The sequence below is a fragment of the Acinetobacter sp. 1130196 genome (assembly GCF_000588095.1).
GTDB classification, from domain to species: domain Bacteria; phylum Pseudomonadota; class Gammaproteobacteria; order Pseudomonadales; family Moraxellaceae; genus Acinetobacter; species Acinetobacter nosocomialis.
This window is the reverse complement of record NZ_JFWX01000029.1, coordinates 1-18,781: the sequence shown is the minus strand read 5'-3', so window position 1 is coordinate 18,781 and position 18,781 is coordinate 1. Positions and strand designations below refer to the sequence as shown.

15 protein-coding genes and 1 pseudogene are annotated in these 18,781 nt (G+C 38.9%); 8 read left to right on the top strand and 8 right to left on the bottom strand.

The window, feature by feature from the left end; genetic code table 11:
- The first annotated feature begins 188 nt into the window (after window positions 1-188).
- Both J671_RS17930 and J671_RS17925 read left to right on the top strand, forming a co-directional pair.
- On the top strand, window positions 189-1,547 hold the full coding sequence (locus J671_RS17930; protein ID WP_004888007.1) for an aromatic acid/H+ symport family MFS transporter: 1,359 nt from the start codon (window positions 189-191) through the stop codon (window positions 1,545-1,547).
- 44 nt (window positions 1,548-1,591) lie between these two features.
- Window positions 1,592-2,854 carry an OprD family outer membrane porin gene (locus tag J671_RS17925; protein ID WP_004888008.1) on the top strand — a complete coding sequence of 421 codons (1,263 nt, stop codon included), beginning with the start codon at window positions 1,592-1,594 and terminating at the stop codon, window positions 2,852-2,854.
- Between the two features lie 100 nt (window positions 2,855-2,954).
- On the opposite strand, the gene J671_RS17920 is transcribed toward J671_RS17925, so the two are convergent.
- Entirely contained in the window at window positions 2,955-4,061 is a 1,107-nt protein-coding gene (locus tag J671_RS17920; protein ID WP_004888009.1) for a beta-ketoacyl-ACP synthase III, read from the bottom strand.
- Window positions 4,062-4,156: 95 nt separating this feature from the next.
- Window positions 4,157-8,014, bottom strand: coding sequence for an ATP-dependent RNA helicase HrpA (gene hrpA, locus J671_RS17915; protein WP_004888010.1), 3,858 nt, complete (start codon window positions 8,012-8,014; stop codon window positions 4,157-4,159).
- A 352-nt stretch (window positions 8,015-8,366) separates the two neighbouring features.
- On the opposite strand from hrpA, the gene ahpC reads away from it, so the two are divergent.
- Together ahpC and J671_RS17905 are read left to right on the top strand one after the other, a co-directional pair.
- Complete coding sequence (ahpC, locus tag J671_RS17910; protein ID WP_002049519.1) at window positions 8,367-8,930, top strand: alkyl hydroperoxide reductase subunit C; 564 nt, start codon at window positions 8,367-8,369, stop codon at window positions 8,928-8,930.
- A gap of 192 nt (window positions 8,931-9,122) precedes the next feature.
- Window positions 9,123-9,338, top strand: a complete 216-nt coding sequence (locus tag J671_RS17905) for a KTSC domain-containing protein (RefSeq protein WP_002049514.1) — start codon at window positions 9,123-9,125, stop codon at window positions 9,336-9,338.
- A gap of 63 nt (window positions 9,339-9,401) precedes the next feature.
- Here J671_RS17905 and J671_RS17900 read toward each other — a convergent pair whose 3' ends face one another.
- Both J671_RS17900 and J671_RS17895 read right to left on the bottom strand, forming a co-directional pair.
- Window positions 9,402-9,989, bottom strand: a complete 588-nt coding sequence (locus J671_RS17900; RefSeq protein ID WP_004888011.1) for an O-methyltransferase — start codon at window positions 9,987-9,989, stop codon at window positions 9,402-9,404.
- 36 nt (window positions 9,990-10,025) lie between these two features.
- On the bottom strand, window positions 10,026-10,244 hold the full coding sequence (locus J671_RS17895; protein WP_004888012.1) for a DUF1653 domain-containing protein: 219 nt from the start codon (window positions 10,242-10,244) through the stop codon (window positions 10,026-10,028).
- Between the two features lie 259 nt (window positions 10,245-10,503).
- Between J671_RS17895 and ahpF the strand changes: the two genes are divergently transcribed.
- Window positions 10,504-12,069 (top strand): alkyl hydroperoxide reductase subunit F, encoded by a 1,566-nt coding sequence (gene ahpF, locus J671_RS17890; protein WP_004841771.1) that lies wholly within the window; start codon window positions 10,504-10,506, stop codon window positions 12,067-12,069.
- Window positions 12,070-12,241: 172 nt separating this feature from the next.
- Window positions 12,242-12,586 carry a hypothetical protein gene (locus J671_RS17885; RefSeq protein WP_002156827.1) on the top strand — a complete coding sequence of 115 codons (345 nt, stop codon included), beginning with the start codon at window positions 12,242-12,244 and terminating at the stop codon, window positions 12,584-12,586.
- Between the two features lie 61 nt (window positions 12,587-12,647).
- Here J671_RS17885 and J671_RS17880 read toward each other — a convergent pair whose 3' ends face one another.
- Complete coding sequence (locus tag J671_RS17880; RefSeq protein ID WP_002156856.1) at window positions 12,648-13,259, bottom strand: glutathione binding-like protein; 612 nt, start codon at window positions 13,257-13,259, stop codon at window positions 12,648-12,650.
- Window positions 13,260-13,467: 208 nt separating this feature from the next.
- The gene (locus tag J671_RS17875) at window positions 13,468-15,906 is read right to left on the bottom strand and encodes an ExeM/NucH family extracellular endonuclease (RefSeq protein ID WP_004888014.1); all 2,439 of its coding nucleotides are present in this window, start codon (window positions 15,904-15,906) and stop codon (window positions 13,468-13,470) included.
- Window positions 15,907-16,051: 145 nt separating this feature from the next.
- On the opposite strand from J671_RS17875, the gene trmB reads away from it, so the two are divergent.
- Window positions 16,052-16,768, top strand: coding sequence for a tRNA (guanosine(46)-N7)-methyltransferase TrmB (trmB, locus tag J671_RS17870; RefSeq protein ID WP_004888016.1), 717 nt, complete (start codon window positions 16,052-16,054; stop codon window positions 16,766-16,768).
- 171 nt (window positions 16,769-16,939) lie between these two features.
- Complete coding sequence (locus tag J671_RS17865; protein WP_031982990.1) at window positions 16,940-17,566, top strand: glutathione S-transferase family protein; 627 nt, start codon at window positions 16,940-16,942, stop codon at window positions 17,564-17,566.
- Between the two features lie 14 nt (window positions 17,567-17,580).
- Here the strand turns inward: J671_RS17865 and J671_RS17860 are convergent, their stop codons facing one another.
- Complete coding sequence (locus J671_RS17860; protein WP_004888020.1) at window positions 17,581-18,360, bottom strand: Rossmann-like and DUF2520 domain-containing protein; 780 nt, start codon at window positions 18,358-18,360, stop codon at window positions 17,581-17,583.
- 167 nt (window positions 18,361-18,527) lie between these two features.
- A pseudogene (locus J671_RS17855) lies at window positions 18,528-18,781 on the bottom strand (IS5/IS1182 family transposase); the annotation flags it as partial.

Genomic DNA, 18,781 nt, shown 5'->3' with positions numbered 1-18,781 from the left:
ATTTTAAAAACAAAAGAAGCAACAACCAAAATTATTAAAATAAATTATAAATTTCAATATATTACTTTATTAAAAACACAATACCTTAAAGACATAAAGATATATCAATTAGGTTTTTGACTCTATTCCAATAACAAAATAGTTTATTAAAAAATAACGCGATGCTTCACAAATTGGAGGTGAAGAAAATGGATATGAGCAAGGTTAATATTAATGAGTTAATTGATAAAGCCCGTTTTACACCTTTTCATTGGAAAGTTTTAATCTGGTGCTTACTTATTATTATTTTTGATGGGTATGATTTAGTTATTTATGGGGTTGCTCTTCCTCTATTAATGCAGCAATGGTCGTTAACTGCTGTTGAAGCTGGTTTACTCGCCAGTGCCGCTCTATTCGGCATGATGTTTGGTGCCATGATTTTCGGCACACTTTCAGACAAACTTGGACGTAAAAAAACCATCCTGATTTGTGTCACCTTATTTAGCGGATTTACCTTTATAGGTGCCTTTGCCAAAGGACCAACTGAGTTTGCCATTTTGCGCTTTATTGCAGGTCTAGGAATTGGTGGCGTTATGCCAAACGTTGTAGCACTTATGACCGAATACGCACCGAAAAAAATCCGCAGTACATTGGTCGCAATCATGTTTAGCGGTTACGCAATTGGCGGCATGACATCAGCGCTACTTGGTGCATGGCTCGTGAAAGACATGGGCTGGCAAATCATGTTTTTAATTGCGGGTATTCCTCTTTTACTACTCCCGTTAATCTGGAAATTTTTGCCAGAGTCTCTCGCCTTTTTAGTGAAATCGAACCATAGCGAACAGGCAAAAAGTATTGTTTGTAAAATTGCGCCAGAAATGCAGGTAAACGCCAATACACAACTGGTGTTAAACGAAAGCACCACAACCGATGCCCCTGTCCGTGCGCTTTTCCAACAAGGTCGTACCTTCAGCACATTTATGTTCTGGATTGCTTTCTTTATGTGCTTACTCATGGTGTATGCCTTAGGAAGCTGGTTACCTAAACTCATGCTGCAAGCGGGCTACTCGTTAGGTGCAAGCATGTTATTCCTGTTTGCACTTAATATTGGCGGCATGGTCGGTGCAATTGGTGGCGGTGCTTTAGCGGACAGATTCCATCTAAAACCTGTCATTACCATTATGTTTATTGTGGGATCGGCAGCTTTAATTCTGCTTGGCATTAATAGTCCACAATTTATTTTATATAGCCTGATTGCGATTGCTGGTGCTGCCACAATTGGTTCTCAAATCTTACTCTACACTTTCGTTGCCCAGTTCTATCCGACGGCACTTCGTTCAACTGGCATGGGCTGGGCCTCTGGAATTGGCCGTATCGGTGCGATTATTGGACCAGTTTTAACTGGAGCGCTACTCACACTTGAGCTTCCTCACCAAATGAATTTCTTAGCAATTGCAATTCCGGGTGTGATTGCTGCACTTGCAATATTTATGGTCAATCTAAAAGCCTCTGTTACCGCACAAACGCCATCAACTTTTAACCCTCAAAACACGCTTACCCAGCAGTAAACACAAATGCGCCGAGGATTGGCGCATCTTTTTGGAAATGGATTATGGAATTATTACACCGCTTTAAACCATGTAATTTAGCAATAGCCACATTATTAGGTTTATTGACTAGCTCAAGTTTATGGGCAGCAGACACCACTCAACAAAGTGAAGATGAATGGAAGTTCACGCTAAAAAATGCCTATATCAACCGTAATTTTGACAATGACACTCTCAAAGACACAGGTAGCTGGTCTCAAGCAGCGTCATTATTTTATAAGTCAAAAATGCATGACACTCCACTAGTCATAGCAGATAAGCCTATAACCATTGGAGCTGATGCTTCTGTTCAATATGCCGTGCGTTTAAGTTCAGACAAACACGTTGCGGACACGGTTTTGCCTTTTAATAAAGAAACTCAATCACAAGCATCCGACTTTTTAAAATACGGTGCAACCTTAAAACTAGGCTATGACAAAACCCTTTTAAGTGTGGGTGAACTCTGGTTGGATTTACCTGTAACGGCTGTCGATGCCAGCCGACAATTACTTGCCTCTTATTGGGGAACCAATCTTAAGTCACAACTTTCAGATCAGCTTTATGCTGAAATTGGTCGGGTTGAAAAAGTGTCGCCACGAAATGAAGAGGATTTTAAAAAGTTTTCGTTCACTTCAAATGGCATTACCAAAGAATCTGATGGCCTGAACTACATTGACCTGCGCTATCAATTTACGCCGACACTCAAGGGTGAATATTACTTTGGTAATTTGGAAGATCTCTACAATAAACACTATGTAGGACTTGAGCATAATTGGAAACAACCTAATTTTGCCCTCACCTCTAAGTTTAAATACTTCAATGCAAAAAATGACGGTAATGCTTTTGATATTGATGCGCAAAACATTGGGGTATTAGAGACACTTAAAGTGAAAAATCATACCTTTGGTTTGGGGTACCAACAAATTATCGGCGAGTCGGCTTATCCCTTACCGGATGGCTTTTTACCAGAGACTTATTTCATTAACTGGAATGCCACGGGATTCTTTAAAAAAGAAGAAAAGTCTTACCACGTTATGTACGGCTACGACTTTAAAGATTACGTGCCGGGCTTAAACGCGATGGTGAAATATGTCTATGGCCATGACTTTAAAGCAGCCAATGGCGAGAAAAACCACGAAACCGAGTCGAATGTGATTTTAAACTATGCATTTCAGCAGCCTTTCTTAAAAGGTCTTGCCCTGCAATACATTCGAATTGATTACAACGTAAAACATGGCAATGACTTTGGTGAAGATCGTCTGTTTGTAAACTACACTAAAAAGTTTTAATCATTTTGATTTAACTTAAGCGGGCCACTTTTGGTCCGCTTTATTATTTTTGAGCCATAAAAAAACGCTCTTACGAGCGTTTTTTAATTAATCTAGTAACTTAAGCAACGTGCTTTTGTACAACAATCGAGCCTACTGAATAACCAGCGCCGAAAGATGAAATCACGCCATACTCACCATCATCTACTTCGTGGCCTGTACGGTGTAAAGCAATAATTACACCTGCTGAAGAGGTATTGGCAAACTCATCTAGAATAATTGGTGCACGGCTTAGATCTGCATCTTTACCAGCCACATATTTCAAGATTAATTCATTCATGTTGGCATTAGCTTGGTGTAACCAGAAACGCTTAATATCGTTTGCAGTTAACTGCATTTTTTCCAACTGGGCATTAATGATTTTTGCCACCAACGGACAAACATCTTTAAAGACTTTGCGGCCATCTTGACGGAATAACTTGTCGTCAACCACTGCATCTTCGCTACGGTTTAAGAAACCGAAGTTATTGCGAATGTTGTTTGAAAATTGAGTAAATAAATGAATATCTAAAATTTCAAAACCAGTTTTAGTAGTGGTTTCTTCAATAATAGAAGCGGTCGCAACATCACCAAAAATGAAGTGACAATCACGGTTACGGTAGTCTAGGTGACCAGATGTAATCTCGACATTCACCAATAAAACACGGCGAGCGCCTGAACGAATTGCATCTGCTGCTTGTTTCAAACCAAAAGTAGCAGCTGAACATGCCACGTTCATGTCATAGGCATAACCTTGAATACCAAGTGCCGACTGGATTTCAATTGCTACAGCCGGATAAGCGCGCTGCATATTTGAACATGCCAAAATCACAACATCGATATCTTCAACAGTTACCCCTGCATTTTCCATTGCCTGTTTTGCAGCAATTACACCCCATTCAGCTTGAAGTGAAAGTTCGTCATTTGAACGTTCAGACAAACGCGGACGTAAACGCGTTGGATCGAGGATACCTGATTTCTCAACAACGTAGCGGCGCTTAATACCAGAAGCTTTTTCAATAAATTCAGCACTAGAACCACGTAATTCTTCGAGTTCACCTGCTGCAATTTCCTCTGCATTCTCTTGGTTATATTGTTCCACATAAGCATTTAAACTGTCGGCCAGTTCTTCATTAGAAATGATTTCTGTTGGGTGAAATAACCCAGTACCTGTGATACGAATGCCCATGTAAAACTCCTAAAAAAATGAATAGGGTCTGTTAATCTTTCATTTATAAATTGCGTTGTAGGCTAAACAAACGCATAAACAAACCCCGATCTATCTTAACTGATTCCCAAACGATCCCATAACTTTTGCAGTCGAGTTGGTGAAATAGGCATCTTGGTTTTCATCGGCTGAGAAAATAAAGAAATGCGAAATTCTTCCAACATCAAATACAATTCTTTGATTCTTGGATCGTTTTTGAATTTAAATACCTTGTCCATCCATGGATCGACATCATCAATAGCGGCATGATCTCGCTGTAGATTATTTGGCAATCGATCTAAACGCAATAGCAGCGCTTTTAAATAACGCGGATATTCCTGCCAAAGATCGACTGGTTGGCAGTAAACAAAGTTACCAAGTGACATGAGATCTAACTGATCTTCAATATCATCAATACTGCGTCCAAACACATCCGGATCAAGTACTAAAAGCTGACGACGAATTTGCTGCCATTGAATGTAAATATCACTTAATTGCTCAAGTGCTTGCTGACCATAACTCAAAAATTGCTTTTTGACCTGATCTAGCAGCTTATTAAATTCATCAGCATTAATTGGCAAAGTTGTAATTGCCATTTGCAACGTAGCATAGACCAGCATCTGCTCAAGCTTAGCTTTATCACCCAAAGGTGAATATGCCAAAGCAAGCGGTTTTGAAATCTGCTTTTTCAACTGGCGAATCAAGTCACCTAGTTGCATATGGACCAGACGGATAATCCCTTCACGATGCTGCTTAATGGCTTCAGCCTGATCATTAAAGGTTTGTATAACCACACCGGACTCATCTTTCGCTTCAAGTTCAGCAAAAGTTTTGGTCGGTACTAAAGCTTGATATTGTTTAACAACAACACCTGTCACCTTTTGTGAAGCTTCAAAGGTAAAGTTTTCAGGGAAAGTTTTAAACTCGCCTTTTTGCTGTTTTACTGGACGATGAGTTTCAACACGACAGCGAGCTTTCAACTCAGCTAAATCACGGCCTTTGGCAATTAATTTACCTTTTTCATCAATGACCTTAATAAAAGGCACCAAATACGGATCTATTCGTTCAAATGAAAAATCTTTATCGGTAATTTGCTCACCGCGTAAAGCAAATGCAAGATAGCTAAAAATATGCTGTCGCAAATGTACCGCATCTATGCCCTGCATTAGCTTACGAGCTGTGTCAGGAATAGGCACTATATTACGACGTTTATCTTTTGGTAGAGCTTTTAATAGCGCTTCAATTAAATCTAAACGCCAGCCTGGAATACCCCAAGACCAGATGTTTTCATCCACTTGCGGCAATGCCTGTACCGGAATTTGAACCGTTGCTCCATCTTCATCATGACTTGGGTCAAATCGATATGTCGTTGCCAAACGTAACTGACCATTATGTAAATGATCAGGGAATTGCTGCGTGGTCGGACGATCATTGAGCCAAAGCGCATCATCTTCTACATATAAATAACGCGGATTTTTTGCTTCTACAGTTGCACGCCAATCTTCAAAACTACGACGACTCGCAATTTCTTCAGGAATTTTAGAGGCATAGAACTGATAAATCGTTTCTTCATCGACCACTAAATCGCGGCGACGCAATTTATCTTCAACTCGCTCTACTTCTTCAAGTTTAAGCAAGTTATGTTTTAAAAATGGTGGAACTGTCCCCAGATTTCCTGTGGTTAATGCATCACGTAAGAAAATCTCATGGGCAGCAGGTTGGTCAACTTTCTCAAAATTAACCAAACGCTTCGGTTCAATAATTAAACCAAACAATGAGATTTGTGCATAAGCATTTACAATACCGGCTTTTTTAGACCAATGCGGCTCGAAATAGTGATATTTCAATAAGTCGCGTGCAGCAAGTAAAATCCATTCAGGATCAATTTTTGCTAATGTACGCAAATAAACTTGAGATGTTTCCACCATCTCAAAAGCCATCACCCACGCAGTATTGGTTTTATGCAACGTACTCGCAGGGAAAACTTTAGCCTTTTGCTGACGCACTGCCATAAAGGTATTACGTTCATCAGTTTTATTGGCAATGAACGATAATAAACCAGTCAGCAACGCACGATGCAAGTTTTCATAATTTGCAGGTTTTTCATTAAAACTAAGTTTTAAACCTTCAGCCAGCTCAACTAACTGCTGGTGCGTCTGTTTCCATTCACGTAACCGTAACCAGCTTAAGAAATGCTGCTTAGCAAATTGACGACGCTTGTTTTCCGACATTCCTACTTCACCTTTAGGATTTAAAGTATCCCAAAGTTTTAAATAAAACAGAAAATCTGAATCTGCCTCTTTAAATAAGGCATGCTTTTGGTCAGCCTGCATCTGTTTATCAGCTGGGCGCTCACGTGGGTCTTGCACTGCAAGTGCACTCACCACCACCAAAATTTCCTTGAGCACACCAAAATGAGCACCGCCCACAATCATACGCGCGAGTCGAGGGTCAATCGGCATACGGGCCATCATTTGACCGACTTTAGTCAGTTCGTTTTTCTTCTCGTTTAGCGCACCTAATTCAATGAGTAGCTTACGACCATCATTAACTAGACGGAAATCTGGCGGCTCAATGAAATCGAAGTTTTCTAGCTCACCTAAGCCTAAGCTCTGCATTTGCAGAATTACCGATGCCAAATTGGTTCGCTTAATTTCAGGTTCGGTAAATTCGGGACGGCTTAAAAAATCTTCTTCGCTATATAAACGAATACACACACCCGGAGCAATACGACCACAACGCCCTTTACGTTGATTGGCCGCAGCCTGCGAAATTGCCTCAATTGGTAAGCGTTGCACACGTGAGCGGTAGTTATAACGAGATATACGTGCAAAACCGCTATCAATTACATAACGAATATTTGGAACAGTCAGCGCAGTTTCTGCAACGTTCGTGGCAATAATAATACGGCGGCCCTTTCCACTTGGGCTAAAAATCTTTTGTTGCTCGGAAACGGCTAAGCGTGCATACAAAGGTAAAATTTCGGTATGCCTTGGCCCATATTTTTGCAAAGTTTCCTGTAATTCTCGAATTTCTTGTTCAGTACTTGAGAAAATCAGAATATCTGCATGTTCTGGATGGCCTTTTTCTTCTGCATCGGCAAAGCATTCTTCTACAGCTTGTACGACGGCACGCGGAAGGTTTTCTTCAAAATCGTCGAACTCGTCATCATCACTACCGCCAATATTCATCTCTGAAATTGGGCGATAACGTACTTCGACCGGATAGCTACGACCTTCTACCTCAAAAATAGGCGCATCATTAAAGTAATTACTAAAACGATTTACATCTAAAGTTGCCGAGGTCACGATGACTTTTAAATCTGGGCGTTTTGGCAACAATTGCTTTAAATAGCCCATAATAAAATCAATATTGAGTGAGCGCTCGTGCGCTTCATCAATAATGATGGTGTCATATTTGGACAGAAAACGGTCATTGCCTAACTCGGCAAGTAAAATACCGTCAGTCATTAACCTTACAATCGAATCTTGTGAACCTTGTTCATTGAAACGGATTTTAAAACCAATTGACTCGCCAAGCTTTTCGCCGACTTCTTCTGCAATACGCTGAGAAACACTACGTGCAGCTAAACGACGTGGCTGCGTATGACCAATCATGCCCGTTAAGCCACGACCCGCTAACATGGCAATTTGAGGAAGCTGAGTAGTTTTCCCCGAGCCTGTTTCCCCTGCCACAATAATAACTTGATGCTTTTGAATCGCTTCAATTAAACGGTCAGCATATTGCGAAACAGGTAAATCCTGATTCAGTTTAATTTTAGGGAGACGTTCAAAACGCTGTCTAACTTTTGCATTAGACTGTTCAAATAATTTTTCAATCTCTGAAGTATCGGCTTTTTTATCTTTACGCAAACGATTTAAACGGTAACGATCTCTCGCCATCACCCATTGATCTATATTTAAACCATTCAGCACAGATAAATTTTCCTGAAAATTCAACAATCCTCTATTTTACGCTTTAATGCCCCTCAGGTAAAACAGTTGGTTTTTTATATATTTTTAATTTTTTAAAATTTTACCCTTGAATTTTATCTAGATAGACTTCATGTTGTTAGGCAAGTTTCTTTTACTATAACTGTCATTTGATTTACATGTTTTTGCAGTCAAATCGAATACAGTATTTGGGGACTTAAAAATCGGAAATTTTCCAATTATTCAATTTTCCGATTTTAGTCATGTAAAAATACTATTTCCCCAATAAAGAATTTTTATTTATTCTACATCTCGTAAACAAGTTTAAATATAAACCTCAATCATGGAGACAATGATGAGCTTGATTAATACTGAAGTTAAACCATTCCAAGCAACTGCTTACCACAACGGCCAATTTGTTGAAGTTAACGAAACTAACCTTAAAGGTAAATGGTCTGTTGTATTCTTCTATCCAGCTGACTTTACTTTCGTTTGTCCTACTGAGCTTGAAGACTTAGCTGACAACTATGCTGAATTCCAAAAATTAGGCGTGGAAATCTACGGTGTTTCTACTGACACTCACTTCACTCACAAAGCTTGGCACGACACTTCAGACGCGATCAAGAAAATTCAATACCCATTAGTTGGCGATCCAACTTGGACTCTTTCTAAAAACTTCGACGTTTTAATTGAGTCTGAAGGTTTAGCTGACCGTGGTACTTTCGTTATCGATCCAGAAGGTAAAATCCAAATCGTTGAAATCAACGCCGGCGGTATCGGTCGTGACGCATCTGAACTTCTTCGCAAAGTAAAAGCTGCTCAATACGTACACTCTCACCCAGGTGAAGTTTGCCCAGCTAAATGGAAAGAAGGTGAAGCTACTCTTGCTCCATCTATCGACCTAGTTGGTAAAATCTAATCTCTCTTAGATTTTAAAAACTCGAAGAACCATCCTTTATCGGATGGTTCTTTTGTTTTGAATAAGCACATCACATTTTCTACTGATACTTTTACAATTCTGCCCTTCCCCGTTACTTAAACATTGAGTAATGTCAAATAAACAACTGGTTAATTTTTGAGTAAGTTTGATATGAAATAAAGGGGTGCATTTATGGTGAATACAGCGGTCGTCACTTCATGGAAATATAATGCTACATCGCGTCATTTAAAAATCTTTTATAGCGACGGTTCTGGAGATCTATATCATCCTGTCCCTGAGTTTGTTTATGACAACTTATTACGTTCAACAGACAAAGCTGCTTTTGTACATAAATATTTAGAATTTAATTTGCACTTTACTCGACTTTCTTTGGTGATTGCCTCATAACAACTATAAAAAAGACCTGCTCAAAACAGGCCGCGACTGGAATATGAAATTATTTCAGTAAAACTATTTTGTGACCACTAAACATAAACCTGCACCTACAGGCAAAATACTACTCATAAAATCTGCATCCTTTTTAATCAAAGATAAAAAAGGATTTACTTCTGCTGCATGAGATATCACATTATCAACCACTAAAACACCACCTTTAGCCTTAATTAATCGTTTTAAATCTGGCCAATAACTTTCATATACATCACGTTCAGCATCTAACAAAATAAAATCGAATGTTTCTTTTGCCTCTTTTAAGTAATCGGCTGCATCTCCTACCCAAAATTGAACAATTTCACTGAGCTCTAACTCAGCTACATGGCGTTTTGCCTCTGCACTTCGTTTTTCATCGATTTCAACTGTGGTCACCTGCCCTTCCGTTGCCTGTGCAGCTTCAGCTAACCATAAAGTTGAATAACCTGTCGAAGTGCCAATTTCTAAAATAGTTTTGGCTTGCTGCATACGAATAAATTGTGAGAGTAATTTTGCAGACTCTACTTCAATATTGCGATATCGCTGTAAACGATCAGGCTGCTGTGAGTCATGCTGTTTAAAGGTGTCATATAAATCAGCAACTCTTTGTAAGAAAATAGTATTTGGCATCTATTTTACTCCTTCTTTATATGACAGCTGTTTTAGTTAAGTACTTTGGATTAATTTAAAACGCGGTACGACACTACCATCACTCATTTGGACGGTTTCAGTAAACATATCAAGTGGTCGAACCCAAGTTGAATAATCACCATATAAACATTGATAAATGACCAATTCCTCTTCAGTTTCACTGTGTTTTGCTACAGAAAAAACCTGATAGAGATTACCTTTATAATGCTGATAAATACCGCGTTGCAATGACATGAAACTACCTTTTAATGTTATGACATAAAATCTTTACAGCCATATAACATATATAAATTTTCAAACACTTTCACTTTAAAATACCGCAAAAGTAAAAATGAGATTGGGATTCTCTTTTTAATATTTTCAACTCATGCCTAAATCAAACAAACATTCAAAAAACCGATCAAATACATAAAAACATACTGTTTTACCTATTCATTGTTTTCACGTACTATGCATCTATTGAAAGAATTTGGATGCATTGGAGTAAAAACAGATGTTAGATCAAAACATTAAAACTCAATTAAAAGCTTACCTAGAACGTTTAGAAAGTCCAATCGAATTAGTTGCTGCTTTGGATGAATCAGATAAAGCTGCCCAAATTAAAGAATTAGTAACTGAAATCGCTGAGCTTTCTGAAAAAGTAACAGCCCGTTTTGACGGTAACAATACACGTCGTCCAAGCTTTGGTGTGGCTAAAGCAGGTGAACAACCGCGTGTGTTCTTTGCAGGCTTACCAATGGGACATGAGTTTACGTCTTTGATCTTGGCTCTGTTACAAGTGTCTGGCTATGCACCTAAAGTGTCGGATGAAGTTTTAAATCAAATTAAAGGCTTAAACCTAAAAGCTAACTTTGATGTATTCGTATCATTAAGCTGTCATAACTGTCCGGACGTGGTACAGGCGCTTAACCTGATTGCCATTTATAACCCGAACACTACAGCAACCATGATTGATGGTGCTTTCTTCCAAGACGAAGTGGAACAACGCAAAATCATGGCTGTGCCGATGGTATTTCAGGACAACGAACACATTGGTCAAGGTCGTATGACGCTTGAAGAGATTGTGGCAAAACTTGATACCAACTCGGCTGAAAAAGATGCAGCAGCACTCAATGCCAAAGATGCATTTGATGTATTGGTGATTGGTGGTGGACCTGCGGGTGCAACAGCAGCAATCTATGCAGCACGTAAAGGTATTAACACCGGTATTGTAGCTGAACGCTTTGGTGGTCAGGTCATGGATACCATGGACATTGAAAACTTCACTTCTGTGCAAAAGACTCAAGGTCCTAAGTTTGCAGCCGAGATGGAAGCACACGTTCGTGAATATGATGTTGATATCATGAACCTGCAACGTGTCAGCAAAATCACGGGTGCCAACCAAACAGCAAATGGTCTGGTTGAAGTTGAACTTGAAAACGGTGCAAAACTTGAATCGAAAACTGTGATCCTTTCAACAGGTGCACGTTGGAGAGAAATGAATGTACCGGGTGAAGCTGAATACCGTACCCGTGGTGTAGCGTACTGCCCGCACTGTGATGGTCCACTGTTCAAAGGTAAACGTGTTGCCGTGATTGGTGGTGGTAACTCAGGTGTGGAAGCGGCAATTGACCTTGCAGGTATTGTTGAGCATGTAACTCTGGTTGAGTTTGACACTAAACTTCGTGCAGACCAAGTGTTGCAAAACAAGTTAAACAGCTTGCCAAACACCACAGTAATTATGAATGCGTTAAGTACAGAAGTATTGGGTGACGGTTCACAAGTAACCGGTCTTAAATATAAAGACCGTGCGACTGATGAAGAGCATGTGGTAGAGCTTGCAGGGATCTTTGTACAGATTGGTTTATTACCAAACACTGACTTCTTAAAAGACAGTGAGGTTGAGTTAACCAACCGTGGCGAGATTATTGTCAATGACCGCAACGAAACCAATGTAAAAGGTGTATTCGCTGCAGGTGACTGTACAACTGTACCTTACAAACAAATCATTATTGCCACAGGTGAAGGCGCTAAAGCATCACTCTCTGCGTTTGATTACATCATCCGTTCTGGGCAATAAAACTGGTTAAATCCTGTTATTGAGCGAAAGCCTAGCATTGCAAAATGCTAGGCTTTTTTAATGTTGAAGTTACAACTTTTTAACAATTTTTGATCTTTATTAATCAGTTACTTTATGTTTATATTTTAGACATCCATAATTTTGGATGCCATGAATTAGAAGGAAAAACACAATGAATAAATTACTTGTTGCTTTAGGTCTTGCTGCGACTGTTGCCCTTGTTGGTTGTAATAAAGAGAAAGCTCCAGAAACTGGTGCGACTACAGGTGAACATTTAGAAAATGCTGCTAAACAAGCAACAGCAGATATTAAATCTGCTGGTGACAAAGCTGCGAGCGATATTGCAACTGCTACAGACAACGCTACAGCTAAGATTGATGCTGCTGCTGACCATGCTGCCGATACTACTGCAAATGCTGCTGCACAAACTGAAGCGACTGCGCGTAAAGCAACTGCTGATACAGCTCAAGCTGTTGAACATGCAGCTGCTGATGTAAAAGAAAAAGCTCAACACTAAGTTATATTCAATATTAAAAAAGCCCCTATTGATTAGGGGCTTTTTTAATGCATCTAAAAGCTTATGAAATTAAACCTTCATCACGCATCGCGATTTGTACAGATTGACGTTCTGCAACTTTATTACGTAGTGCAATAATATTTTTATATGGCGTTAGATCATGCTCAATTGAATTTGACCAATTTGTTAACACAAATAAGTATGCATCAGCTGGACCAAAATTATCATTTACCAAATAGTCATAATCTGACTCAGCCAGATAATTATCGATATATTTTAAAAGACGGTCTATTTCAGCGTAAGCTTTGGTTTTTTCTTCGCTTGTTAACGGTGCGCCAAAAAATACTGCATAGGCGTCATGTAATTCAGAGTTCAAATAACCCAACCATTCCAACACTTTCGCACGGCCTAAGCCTGAAGGAGGAATCAAATCTTGTTTAGGATCATGCTGAGCAAGAAACGGTAAAATCGCCACGTTTTCCGTCAAAATCAAACCTGGGTTAATTTCTAAAGCTGGTACATAGCCCTTTGGATTAATTTCGTAATAATCTGCACCTTTTTCTGTTTTATGTGTTTTTAAATTTACTCGTTCTAAATCAAAATCAACATTAATTTCATTTAAAATAATATGTGCAGCTAAAGAACATGCGCCTGGCGAATAATATAATTTCATATCTGATCCTTCTTATCTTACATTAACGTTTTAAATTGCTTCTAAAAAACCTGCAAGGTTTGTACAATTCCTTAATTGTAAAAAAGCGTAAATTTATAAATTACTTACACTACCTAATATTCTTGAAAAAGTTTGACCTTGCAAGTTGTCTTGCGTGACGATTGTTTAAAATATGATAAAACACATTCCTATCACGCATTTTTTACCGTTAATTACGTTTAAAAAGTTGGCTAATCCATTCCACTAATTGGTTTAGGAAATCCAAAATAGGATTTTTGTTGCCATTATCAGGATGACTTGAATCTTTACCATTTAAATCTAGATCGACAATGACAGGATCATGGTCCGAAGAACGATAAGCATCTTCACCATAAAACAGAGCCTTTTGCTCATCAGTTTTATATTCTTCGTTGTAATCTAGAACAGTTGGTTCATCTGCATTGATATGCCAAGCAAAAGTACGCACTACTTTTGGATATAAATCTGCATCGGCAATTGCATGGTCTAAGTTACCCGCTCCCCCATTACCATTTGCATCACTTGCCACACCAAACACATAGCTATATGCCTGAGCGCCTTGTCCAACCTTAGCATCATTGAGGAGAACCTTATAGTTAGCTTTTTCAAAAGCTAAAATTGGTGCTTCTTTTGCATAGCTATTCATATCTCCAACGAGTAAAGCATTTTGCTTAGGAACTTGAGTTGGATTTTTCGCTAGCCACTGCACAATTTGGTCAACTGCTTTCACACGGGTTGGATTCCAACATCCTTGACCATCATTTTGATCAGCGTCAGTAGAGTTCGCATCTACTCCAGTACAACCTTTTGACTTTAAATGGTTTGGAATAACGGTAAACGTTTTATTACCACGAACAGCTTGGAAAGTTTGTGCTAAGGTTGTTCGGTTTTTATCACCCAAATCAAGCACAACAGGTTTGTTTAAAGGCTTAACACGCTTGCTGTTATAAATAATCGCAACAGCAATAACATCGCCACCTAAACGATCCAAATTTTCAGGAATAACATATTTCCAATCAGGACCTAATGCACTGGTTAAATGAGCAATTGCGCTGTTTGGACCATAACCATTGTTTGCAATTTCCATCAAACCGTATACGTCAGCATCAATCGCTTTTAATGCACTCACAATTTTACGGTGCTGTTTATCAAACTCTGCTTGTGTGTTTGCACCACGCTCTGTTGGGAAACCTGTTGCACCATTGTCATAGTTCAAAACGTTAAATGAAGCTACACGAATATGATTGGCATTTTTTGTAATGACACTCTGGCGTGGATTTGTTTGAGTAACAACTTCTGGTTGCGTACGTCCAAGCACTGGCTGTACTCGCCAACCATTAAAACGATACTCTAAAATCCCTTCAACATTTTTAAGCTGATAGCCAGAACGCAATGTATTAGCAGCACTAAAATTTGTTGGTAACCATGGCGTACGGTTTTGATTGTTATAACCATCATCAAAGATAATTTTCGATAATAAATTTTTCTGAGCTAAAGCTTTTGCTTCTGGCGACAAGGCAGGATATAAGTTGGTTGGAATATATAAACGGCCTAAACTTAACGATAACTCACCATAACGACCATAATTATAGTTTTCACTCACCGTTAAAGTCTGAGGTAATTTAACCAACATTCCTTGATAGCGCTGTGGAGAATTGGTTGAACCGCCTGTTAAGCTGGTAAATGGTAACTCTAAACTAATTGGCTGAACCTGATTTGCCATATTAGTATTACAGGTCTGAATATCTTGTTGTAATTGGTCGATCTGTAGTTGATTTTGATAGCTTGTTAAACGACCACGTAAGATGACTTCATCACCAACTTGCCCACCTTTTACCATGCTGCTATTTGGTATATAAACAAAAATGGCATTGCTTACATTTGCACGTGCTTTAGTGTCAGGTGTTTGAACATAAAAGCCTGAAAAACCATTAGCATAACGATAGTCAGCAGTAATTACGCCACGTACTGTATAAGTTTGATTTTGTGTGGAAGATGCTAAATCGGCAATTGGTGTATCTGAGCTTGAACAACTGACCGTTTGCACAGGCGGTTGAGTAGTCGAACCCGATAGATTTGAGAAATCATTTCGGTTTGCCCATGCTGACCACGAGTGGTCCAAATCAAATGCTGCGGTTGGATCGATACTCAAAGCTGGGTTTTCCGTTTCAATACGCTTAAAACTATTTCCTAAACTTGAAACGGCTGTTCCCCAACCTGCCTCTGGTCGTTCACCAATACGCCCAAAACGATCGACAGGTGTGCCTTTATAAACCAGCACAACTGCATCATCACCATTAAAAGATAATGCAGCAACCTGATTTACTTTACTACCAAGCTCAGTTTGCAACTCTGAGCGACCTACTAAAAACTTCTGTTTACTTGGAAGCGTACCTTGTAAACGGAAAGTCGCTGTCTTTGCAGTGCCACCATTATTAAACTGTTGAATCTCATAATCGGCTAAGTTAACTGTAGTACCATCTGGGTTATAAATTTCTAAACCCTTTTTATTACTACTGCCATCAACATACTGACTAAACATAAGCTGCGCCTGAGCAACAGAGCTATATGAAAATGCACCAAATGCACTTAAAAAAACCGAAAGTGTTCTTAACTGAAAAGTTTTCATGAGTAAAATTGTTCATGTGAGTTTTAATTAGTCTCTTAGATTAAATATTGATCATGACATCTACATGAAGAAAAACACCGAAATATTTGACTTGACCACCTGAAGACTTAAAATACCGCATTTGAATTTCAATATTGCCAAGGTTATGTCGATCGATCAGTTAGAAACGCAAATTGCAGACTTAGACAATTTGCCTGAACACCGTGAAATTGTGACGTTTATGCGTCGTTCAGCACCACTTAATACGTCTCAACGCACGGCATTAGAACAACATCGCGATTTAATTTTGGAATATCCTGTTGGTGACTTACGTCAACACTTTGAATATCCAGAGCGCCCTTTAACTGTTGAAATCGGTTTTGGGATGGGCCGCTCTTTAGTTCTTATGGCTAAAGCAAATCCTGAACGCAACTATGTAGGCATTGAAGTACACGTACCTGGTATTGCCCAATGTTTATATGAAGCAGGTATAGCGGAACTTAAAAACTTACGTGTACTCGATGCAGACGCGATTCAAGTTTTACGTGAAATGCCAGACAACAGTATCAACTGCGTACAACTTTACTTCCCAGACCCTTGGCAAAAGAAACGTCATTTCAAACGCCGTTTTGTTATTCATGAGCGTATGCAACTGGTCGAACAGAAGCTTGAGCTTGGTGGTACCTTCCATGCAGCAACAGACTGGGAACCGTATGCAGAATGGATGCTTGATGTACTAGACAACCGTCCAAACCTTGAAAACTTGGCGGGTAAAGGCAATAGCTACCCTCGTCCAGACTGGCGCCCAGTGACTAAGTTTGAACGCCGTGGTATTGAGTCGGGTCATAAGATTAATGACTTTATCTTTAAAAAGATTAAGTAAATAATAAAAAAGGCTTAGTAATAAACTAGGCCTTTTCTTTTTAATATCAAAAATAAACATATATCTTATATATTCTATTTCCACTTATTAATTAATGATTGCCAATCTAAACGAATCTAGCTATTTATAGAGACTGGTACTTGCCATACTAAAAAATACTAAGGAAAACCCATGTTAAAAATTTTAGGGCGTGATAACTCCATTAATGTTCGCAAAGTCTTATGGCTGTGTGAAGAATTAAATCTTGAATATGAGAGAGAAGATTGGGGACGAGGCTTTCGCTCTGCTCAATCACCTGAATATTTACAATTAAATCCAAATGGTCAAATTCCTGTTGTTTTAGATGGCGATTTAGTCCTTTGGCAGTCCAACAGTATTATCCGTTATCTCGCCAATGCTTACGATAAAGAGCATAAGCTTTACCCTACTCAAGCAAAAGATAGGTTCTTTGTTGACCAGTGGCTTTATTGGCAAGCGATCGAGCTAAATAACAGCTGGACTTATACGATTATGTCTCTTCTTAGACATTCACCAGATCATCAAGACCCTAACTTATTGCAACAAGGTATTGAGAACTGGAATCATCATATGCAGATTCTTGACCAACAACTTGCAAAAACTCAAGCCTATGTTGCAGGTACTGAGTTTACTCTAGCGGATATTCCAATTGGTCTATCTGTACAACGCTGGAAGGCCACTCCTTTTGACCATCCAACACTTAAACATGTCGACCAATATTTTGAACTATTAAATCAGCGTGCTGGCTTCTTAAAATGGGGCAATAACGGCGAACCTTAATTTTTAAATAAGTTTTAAGCCGAGTGATGGCGCTTCACGATGCCATCACTTAAAAGTTGATAGACCTGTTTTAAGTCATCCCTATTTGCTTGAGTTAATAGACCCTCATGCATTGCCAAGATATTTTCATCTCCCCTTACCGCAGGCCCAGTTTGCATTTGTTTCGGATCATTTTCAGTGGCTTTTTTTGCTGTTTCTACCATTAATGGATAAAGCAAGCTAAAGTCGACTTGTTCTGCATCTACAATCTGTTTAGCCATATCAAAACAGTAGTTACTAAAATTACAAACAAATACAGCCGCCAAATGTAAAGTTAAACGCTGTTTTGAGGTGTATTGATATACTCGATTACTTAGGCTATTTGCTAAATCAGAAAGTATGACTAAATCGTTTTTATTAGTCGCCTCTACAAATAATGGTGTGGCTTGCCAATCGACGTCTCTTTCAAAACTAAAAGTCTGCAAAGGATAAAATACCCCAGCTTTTTTATGAATATTACTAATAACTTCAATATTGGTACTACCCGAAGTATGAACCATAAGCGTTTCTGGAAATAACGCGTGTACTTGCATTGCAAGTTCACTAATAGCACTGTCTGAAACAGCTAAAATAATTAAGTCACTCGCTTGAAACTCTTGAAGAAACTGACATGCTTTTGCTTGAATTTGTTCTGCAAATTTCTGGGTTTTCTCAAAATCACGCGCATAGACTTGTGCGATGTTATGCCCCTTAGCCAAAAGTGCCTTTGCCAAATGAAAAGCAACACGGCCACTTCCTAACAAACTGATTTTCATACCAACCCAACAATATTGATGTTTATAAAAAAAGCTTCTCAAAATGAGAAGCTTTTTTCAAATCAGAATTCAATAAAATCAAACTTTTTTGTGAATCTATTGATTATTGAGCTACGGCTTTGTTGCATAAACATTCAAAAGCTGAGTTCTCCCCAATCCATTCAAATTTAAGACACAACTTGGGTGCGAGGTCTACCTAATTCCGTAAATCTATTCAGAACTGCCACACGCGCATGAATTTCATTGACCTGACTTTGAAAATGTCTTGCCGTCAGCCTATCACCTAATAATTTGATGCAATGCATCTTGGTTTCCACCAAACTACGACGGTGATAACCCGACCATTTTTTCCATAGGGTTCTGCCTAAATGTTTAACCGTTTGAAGTAACTCATTTCGTTCTATTGAACTTATTTTAGAAT

Coding starts and splice junctions, on each gene's coding strand:
- J671_RS17930 (WP_004888007.1), top strand. CDS start 189: ATGGATATGAGCAAGGTTAATATTAATGAGTTAATTGATAAAGCCCGT.
- J671_RS17925 (WP_004888008.1), top strand. CDS start 1,592: ATGGAATTATTACACCGCTTTAAACCATGTAATTTAGCAATAGCCACA.
- J671_RS17920 (WP_004888009.1), bottom strand. CDS start 4,061: ATGGGCATTCGTATCACAGGTACTGGGTTATTTCACCCAACAGAAATC.
- ahpC (WP_002049519.1), top strand. CDS start 8,367: ATGAGCTTGATTAATACTGAAGTTAAACCATTCCAAGCAACTGCTTAC.
- J671_RS17905 (WP_002049514.1), top strand. CDS start 9,123: ATGGTGAATACAGCGGTCGTCACTTCATGGAAATATAATGCTACATCG.
- J671_RS17900 (WP_004888011.1), bottom strand. CDS start 9,989: ATGCCAAATACTATTTTCTTACAAAGAGTTGCTGATTTATATGACACC.
- J671_RS17895 (WP_004888012.1), bottom strand. CDS start 10,244: ATGTCATTGCAACGCGGTATTTATCAGCATTATAAAGGTAATCTCTAT.
- ahpF (WP_004841771.1), top strand. CDS start 10,504: ATGTTAGATCAAAACATTAAAACTCAATTAAAAGCTTACCTAGAACGT.
- J671_RS17885 (WP_002156827.1), top strand. CDS start 12,242: ATGAATAAATTACTTGTTGCTTTAGGTCTTGCTGCGACTGTTGCCCTT.
- J671_RS17880 (WP_002156856.1), bottom strand. CDS start 13,259: ATGAAATTATATTATTCGCCAGGCGCATGTTCTTTAGCTGCACATATT.
- J671_RS17875 (WP_004888014.1), bottom strand. CDS start 15,906: ATGAAAACTTTTCAGTTAAGAACACTTTCGGTTTTTTTAAGTGCATTT.
- trmB (WP_004888016.1), top strand. CDS start 16,052: ATGTCGATCGATCAGTTAGAAACGCAAATTGCAGACTTAGACAATTTG.
- J671_RS17865 (WP_031982990.1), top strand. CDS start 16,940: ATGTTAAAAATTTTAGGGCGTGATAACTCCATTAATGTTCGCAAAGTC.
- J671_RS17860 (WP_004888020.1), bottom strand. CDS start 18,360: ATGAAAATCAGTTTGTTAGGAAGTGGCCGTGTTGCTTTTCATTTGGCA.